Here is a 307-nt window from a genome sequence, read left to right as displayed (position 1 = left end):
GCTTATGCGCAAGCGCTGGCATTGGCTGTTGCCGCGCAGCAGGCACCGGAAAGTGCCGCCGAGCAGCAACACCTGTTGCGCGTGTTGCCGCGCCTGCGGCGCAAGCTGGGTGAGCCGAGACAACCCAAGGCCAAGCCACGGGACCTCACGCGCCTGGACCTCGCCCTGGCATTCCCCGAGCCCTTGACGTCGGCGCGGCTGCGCAACCCACGGGACTCTTCGCTGAACGCGACCTTCTCGTAGGTGTAGATGCCCAGGTCGGCGAGCACGAACTCCGACCAGTCCTGATAGAGGTTGCCGAAAAACA

1 pseudogene is annotated in these 307 nt (G+C 65.5%); it reads left to right on the top strand.

The annotated features are described in order from the left end of the window. Nucleotides 1–243: pseudogene (locus AC0L3B_RS39085) on the top strand (hypothetical protein); the annotation flags it as partial. Nucleotides 244–307: the final 64 nt, after the last annotated feature.

It is taken from the genome of Bradyrhizobium sp. Kon56 (assembly GCF_055807635.1).
Note: the sequence above shows the minus strand (reverse complement) of the source record. Positions and strands in the feature narration are given on the sequence as shown.